This is a genomic window from Plectonema radiosum NIES-515 (genome assembly GCF_025753815.1).
Taxonomy (GTDB): domain Bacteria; phylum Cyanobacteriota; class Cyanobacteriia; order Cyanobacteriales; family Nostocaceae; genus Hassallia; species Hassallia radiosum_A.
Map to the genome: position 1 here is coordinate 1 of NZ_JAOWRF010000096.1, position 6182 is coordinate 6182.

Sequence of the window (6182 nt, forward strand, 5' to 3'; positions counted from 1 at the left end):
GGGGGCAAAGGGGGAAAGGGGGGACAAGGGGGACAAGGGGGACAAGGGGACAAATATTTCTTCTTTCTTACCCTTTCTTCTTTACCCTTTGCCCTTTCCCCCTCCTGAAATTGCCCAATGCCCAATGCGAGCGTGCCCAATGCCCAATTCCCACTAACTACCAAATAAGCTAACTTAAATATAGATATTGTTTCTCAACTAATCTAAAAAAATCATTGACTCTTAAGCGCCAAAGCCTAAATAATTATTAATATCCTATGAACATTTTCACTAACCTGCTTTCTCAATCAACTCAGCCTAATGTTTCCAAACGACAACGCCGAGGAATTGAAATTAAATCGCTGCGTGAAATTGAAATTATGCGACAATCTGCAAAAATTGTCGCTACCGTATTGAAAGAAATTTCTCAGTTAGTACAGCCAGGAATGACTACTGCTGACTTAGATGCTCATGCGGAAAAACGCATCCGAGAAATGGGTGCAACACCAAGCTTTAAAGGATATCACGGTTTTCCTGGTTCTATCTGCTCCAGCATTAATAATGAAGTTGTACATGGTATCCCCAGTCCCAAAAAAGTCATCCGTTTGGGGGATGTTTTAAAAGTAGATACAGGTGCTTTTTATCAAGGTTTTCATGGTGACTCCTGCATTACCATTGCCGTGGGTAATGTAACCCCAGAAGCTGCTAAACTGATTCGCATCGCTGAAGAATCGCTTTTCAAAGGCATTGAACAAGTTAAAGCGGGAAATTACCTCATAGATATTGCTGGAGCAATTGAAGACCATGTGAAAGGTAATGGCTTTAGTGTAGTTGAGGATTTCACCGGACACGGTGTTGGTCGCAACTTGCACGAAGAACCTTCAGTTTTCAACTTCCGCACACGGGAAATGCCAAATGTCAAGCTGCGTGCAGGAATGACGCTGGCTATTGAGCCAATTTTGAATGCAGGTTCTAGGGTGACGCGGACTTTATCCGATCGCTGGACTGCTGTCACGGTGGATAATTCTTTGTCGGCTCAGTTTGAGCATACCGTATTAGTGACGGATACTGGCTATGAGATTTTAACTGACCGTTCTCTAGTTTAATGTAGTCAGGAATGCGCGTCCTTATTTCATGTCCAGTAAATCATACATATTGTAGAGACGTTGCGTCTGATTGTAGAGACGTTCCAATGGAACGTCTCTACTAAGGTTCGGATGTTTTTATTACTGTCATAAGATGAGGACTGAAGTCCTCACTACTTAAGAAAGAAATAATTCAGAAAAAGGTATTTCAATTTCGGGAAAAGCTAAAGGTGCTAAAGCTGCATTTAATTGAAGAATGATTTCCGTTTTATAACCTGATGTAGTTGGATTGCGGTATATATAAACTTGGCGTTTTTCAATATCTAAAATCCAGTACTCAAGTATATTAGCTTTAGCATAGATAGGAGCTTTTTCTTGTCTGTCAAAAGTTACTGTAGTATAAGCAACTTCAATTAGCAAAAAGATATCTTCAGCACTGGGGTGATGGTCGCTATAAGCACCAGCATCAATGCGAACAACAGCGATATCTGGTTCGGGTTCTGAGGTAGGTAGAGTGATGGGTAGTTGTATACGAATATCAGCTTTATCTCTGAATAGATTTTGCAGATAGCGATCGCTGCGTTGAATTGTAGCTGCATGGGGTGGTTTTTGTGGACTCATTTGGATGATGCGACCTTCTAAAAGCTCAACTTTGTCATTGGGAGTAAGAATCCCAGCATCTATCATCCGATGATATTCCTCCACTGTCCACAAACGGTTTTTAGTAGCGGTCATAATCATTATCCCTTTTTTTGTATTTTATAATAATTGTTTAAAATGTCTGCGGTATTCAAACAATAGAAAAAACAGAACTTAGTTTGGGGAGAGTTGAAATAGCTGATAATCTGCCTTTTAATATTTGAGTCTTGTAGCGATCGCAGCATAATTAGTTTTATAAACAGAAAGCTTTTCTTTAGCCTTTTCAGAGGCAAATGTACCTTCTGGAATAGCTTCTAATAGATTGATTGCCTGCTGCCATTTGAAGAATGCTTGCTGCCAAACTTCTGTTGGATGAGGTGGATTTTGAACCATAACAGCAGCTTCCATTGCAAGTTTTTGGGCAGATTCCAAGTTTGCGGCTGCTTTACTTTCAGTCATAAGTCTTTGGCTGATAGCATGATGGTTAACACGATAGTTAGCGAGTTGCTTATGAGCTTGAGCAGAAACTGATGTCCCTTCAGAAACACTTTCTAACAAGTTTATCGCTTGCTGCCATTTTAAGAGTGCTTGCTGCCAAACTACTATTGGATGTGGTGGATTTTGAACCATAACAGCTGCTTCCATGCCAAGTTTTTGAGCAGATTGAAGATTTGTTACAACATTTCCTTCCTGGTTAAAACTGAGGCTTTGAAGCTGAAGTTGTGGAAATTTGTCCCGACACATCCAACCACCAAAACCCAAGATTGCTAAACTTGAAGCGATGACCAAAATAGACTGTTTTATATTAGCTGATTTTTTTGATCTTTGTTCTAACGTCTGCGGTACTATTATCGTTTGAGTTTTTGGTGCTTCTACTTTCTTCTTTTGGTTTTCCAGATTTTTCAGCGCTTGTTCTGCTTGTCCTCTAAAAGTATTACCATGTACGATTAAAGCAGTAGTTTTTTCTTTTAAAAAGGCACACTCATCGATAACATCTGCTAAGGCTTTAAATTGACCATTGCTAGATATAATTAATCCATGTTCATCGTCAAACCATTCTAAAGCGAAACCAGATTTACCAAAAAAAGCCGATATACCTACTAATATTTTTAATATATCTTGACCATTTTCAATATAATTTATAACATCATTCAATCTCTGCTGTACTTGCAATAAATCCTTCTGAGCCTGGATGATTTGCCGAATTTGCTGCTGTATAATTTTAGGCTCACCAAAGGCTAAGTTAATCATTAAGCTTTCATCAACTATTTGGAATTGAGTAGGTAAGCTGGATTTTTTTATCTGAGAATTTATTTTATTAATAACTTCAGAATCGCTTAAAATATATTCTGCTGTTTCCTTGAGCCACTCACCCCAGTTAACCCAGTCTTCAATTTTTAGTTGTAAATCATTTAAGGTTAATTCTGTTTCTGAATTGTCAAATTTTTCGGCAATAAATCCTGCACCTGCTCCAATTGCAACATCTACTAAAAAACCGCCAGGAATAAAAACGCTTGCCACTGTGCCTAAAAAAGGTAACACACCCATTGCTTGATTCTTAAATTTTTCCCAACCTAATTCTTCTTCAATCTCCTCTTGAATTTGTTTTAATTTATCTTGAACATTACTAATGTGTGCGACTTGCTGGCTGATGTCATTAGCATCGCCAACACTTAGTTTAAGACTATCAGCAAGATTGGGAAGTTCATTAATAAGTTCTTTTAAGTCCGCCATAAATTTGATGCGTGGAGTTTACCTAAAGTTGATGTAAAAAACTAAAAGTTTCAGCTACTAAGCGAGGTTATAGCCACATTAACAGTCAAAGTTTGCTAGCTGATTCTTAAAGAATCTTGAAGTTGCAAATCTTAGCTATAGATTTAAAGTTCCCAGGAATTATGCGAAAATAACAAGTTACAAGTGAAAATTGCCGAGAAAATGGTACGAATAGATAAAACTACCTCGGTTCTATCCCATGAATCAAATTGACTTAGCTTTTACCCCAGCATTGCAGCAAGCAGAATTAATTCGTCAACGTCAAGTGTCACCGTTGGAGTTGGTGGAATTATATCTAGAACGAATTCAGCGGTTAGATCCGCAATTAGGAAGTTATTTTACGGTAATGGCAGAGAGTGCGCGATCTGATGCCAAAGCCAAAACAGAAATGTTGTCTGGAAGTCCCAGGGAAGCTTCATCCCTACCACCATTTTTTGGGGTGCCAATTTCGATTAAAGACCTGAACCCAGTAGCTGGTGTTTGTTGTACCTACGGGAATCCGGCGTTGTTGAATAAAATTGCTGAGTATGATGATGGGATAGTGACGCGGATACGTGAGGCTGGGTTTGTTATTTTAGGGAAAACGGCAACTTCGGAATTAGGTTCATTTCCTTACACAGAGCCTACGGGTTTTCCCCCAACGAGAAATCCGTGGAATTTGGAATACACTCCCGGTGGTTCCAGTGGGGGGGCAGCAGCAGCACTGGCAGCGGGATTGTCTGCGATCGCTCAAGGTTCTGATGGTGGTGGTTCCATTCGCGGTCCTGCGGCTTGTTGTGGTTTGGTGGGCATCAAGCCAAGCCGTGGAAGGGTGTCTCATGCACCAGCAGGCGATCGCCTCAGTGGAATTGCTACCAATGGTCCCATAGCCCGTACAGTCGCTGATGCAGCCGCTCTTTTAGATGTCATGTCTGGCTATGTCACCGGCGATCCTTACTGGTTGCCCGATCCCAAACCATCATTTCTCACTGCAAGTAAAGAAAAAATCGGGGCTTTGCGAATTGCCTTTGCCACTAGCATCGCTCCGTTAGGAAAAGCTGACGCAGTGTGTCAGCAAGCTGTGATGCAAACAGTTAAGTTATTAGAAGAACTCGGTCATACAGTTGAAGAACAATGCCCGGATTTCAGCGCTTTAATTGAACCATTTCAAGTTGTGTGGCAATCTAGCGTGGCAGCATCGGGAATTCCGGCTGAAGTTTTGCAACCCGTGAATCGCTTTTTATTAGCACGAACCGGTTCGGCTGGTGAATATCTGCAAGCAGTTTTTCTTCTTCAAATGGTGTCGCGGCAAATTTTAGCGTTTTTTGACACTGTGGATGTGTTGGTATTGCCAGTTTATCTGCATTCACCCATCCGCGTTGGAGAATGGGCAAATTTGAGTCCGGAAGAGACATTCCAAAAAATTATACACTGGATTGCACCTTGTCCACCCACGAATGCTACAGGACAACCAGCGATCGCTATTCCCGTTGGTTTTGATGATAACGGTTTACCTATGAGTGTTCAGTTAATCGGCAAACCTGCGGCTGAAGCTACTCTGATCAGCCTTGCAGCCCAACTGGAAGCCGTCTTACCGCAGGTATCGCATCCACCAGCATTTGCGACATAATGCGATCGCTATGCAGGCAACAATAGAACAACTCTCGCAAATTATAATTTTTGCTGGTTTAGAAAAGCAAGATCGAATAAATCTGCAACCTCACACCAACGTGCAGCGTTACAGCAAAGGAGAGATTATCCTCCATGAAGGCGATCGCCTACAAGCAAAATTATATACTGTTGTGACTGGCTCAATTCAAGTCACTAAAACAGCAAACACCGGAAAAGAAACGATTCTTCGCACGCTTTTTGCCGGGGAAATGTTTGCTGCCCCTGGATTGTTAGGAAATGGCATTTCTCCCGCAACTGTGACTGTTGAATCTGATTGCGAAATTGTAACTGTAGAGCGAAATGCTTTACTTAACGTTATACAGCAAAATCCCGAAATTGCCCTACGGATACTGATGGTTTTTAATGCTCGGATTCAGCAAATGCATGAAATAGTTCACGGATTAGTTTCCGAAAGAGCTATTGTGCGTTTAGCGAGATTAATTCAATATTTTGCCGCTGAATATGGCACTGAATCAAGTTCAGAGGGTGAGAGTTTAAAATTCAAGTTATCTTATTATCAAATGGCACGAACTATCGGGATTACTTATGAAGAATGCGTGCGTTTAATTAAAAGTATCAAACCAACACTTGCCTACAGTCGAGGTGGCAAAATCACGATACTTGATGCTAATAAACTCGAAGATATCGCTTCTGGAAATATAGAGTAGAGTGTCGATGCTGCGGCAATTGTATTGGTTTGATTGTGTGACATAGTTTCTCCTTTGAGGGTTTATTAGGAGATAATTATGAGACTAGGTTCTTCGATTTTTCTGCTTCACGATCTGCCACAACTAGAGGTAGACAAAGAACTGCGATCGCTTTTTGCCATTCTTGACCAACTTGTGGGTTTTCAATTTATTTAAACATTGCTATTAAACGCGGAATTGCGCTTTCTAAAGCCAGACAGTGTTAATTAAACAGACATGATATAACTCAATACGGTTCAGTTAAGCCTAAAATCCGAGTGTAGAGACGCGAAATTTCGCGTCTCTACAGGTCAAAAATCAGTACCAAAAATCCTTAACTGAACCGTATTGTGATATAACTGGCTTTTAC

Annotated in this window: 5 protein-coding genes; 3 read left to right on the plus strand and 2 right to left on the minus strand. The window is 40.7% G+C overall.

The features are described 5' to 3' along the window. Nucleotides 1-257 precede the first annotated feature (257 nt). Nucleotides 258-1085: a type I methionyl aminopeptidase gene (gene map, locus OGM63_RS06340; protein ID WP_263744655.1), complete on the plus strand. Its 828-nt coding sequence runs from the start codon at nt 258-260 to the stop codon at nt 1083-1085. 156 nt (nt 1086-1241) lie between these two features. On the opposite strand, the gene OGM63_RS06345 is transcribed toward map, so the two are convergent. Next, nucleotides 1242-1799: a Uma2 family endonuclease gene (locus OGM63_RS06345; protein ID WP_263744656.1), complete on the minus strand. Its 558-nt coding sequence runs from the start codon at nt 1797-1799 to the stop codon at nt 1242-1244. A 117-nt stretch (nt 1800-1916) separates the two neighbouring features. After that, entirely contained in the window at nt 1917-3437 is a 1521-nt protein-coding gene (locus OGM63_RS06350; protein ID WP_263744657.1) for a hypothetical protein, read from the minus strand. Nucleotides 3438-3675: 238 nt separating this feature from the next. On the opposite strand from OGM63_RS06350, the gene OGM63_RS06355 reads away from it, so the two are divergent. Beyond that, entirely contained in the window at nt 3676-5085 is a 1410-nt protein-coding gene (locus OGM63_RS06355) for an amidase (protein WP_263744658.1), read from the plus strand. Further along, nucleotides 5024-5794, plus strand: coding sequence for a Crp/Fnr family transcriptional regulator (locus OGM63_RS06360; protein ID WP_318528413.1), 771 nt, complete (start codon nt 5024-5026; stop codon nt 5792-5794). The genes OGM63_RS06355 and OGM63_RS06360 overlap by 62 nt, the downstream gene beginning before the upstream one ends. The last annotated feature ends 388 nt before the right edge of the window (nt 5795-6182 follow it).

Excerpts from the sequence above, each read along its gene's own strand:
- map (WP_263744655.1), top strand. The coding sequence starts at position 258 with ATGAACATTTTCACTAACCTGCTTTCTCAATCAACTCAGCCTAATGTT.
- OGM63_RS06345 (WP_263744656.1), bottom strand. The coding sequence starts at position 1,799 with ATGACCGCTACTAAAAACCGTTTGTGGACAGTGGAGGAATATCATCGG.
- OGM63_RS06350 (WP_263744657.1), bottom strand. The coding sequence starts at position 3,437 with ATGGCGGACTTAAAAGAACTTATTAATGAACTTCCCAATCTTGCTGAT.
- OGM63_RS06355 (WP_263744658.1), top strand. The coding sequence starts at position 3,676 with ATGAATCAAATTGACTTAGCTTTTACCCCAGCATTGCAGCAAGCAGAA.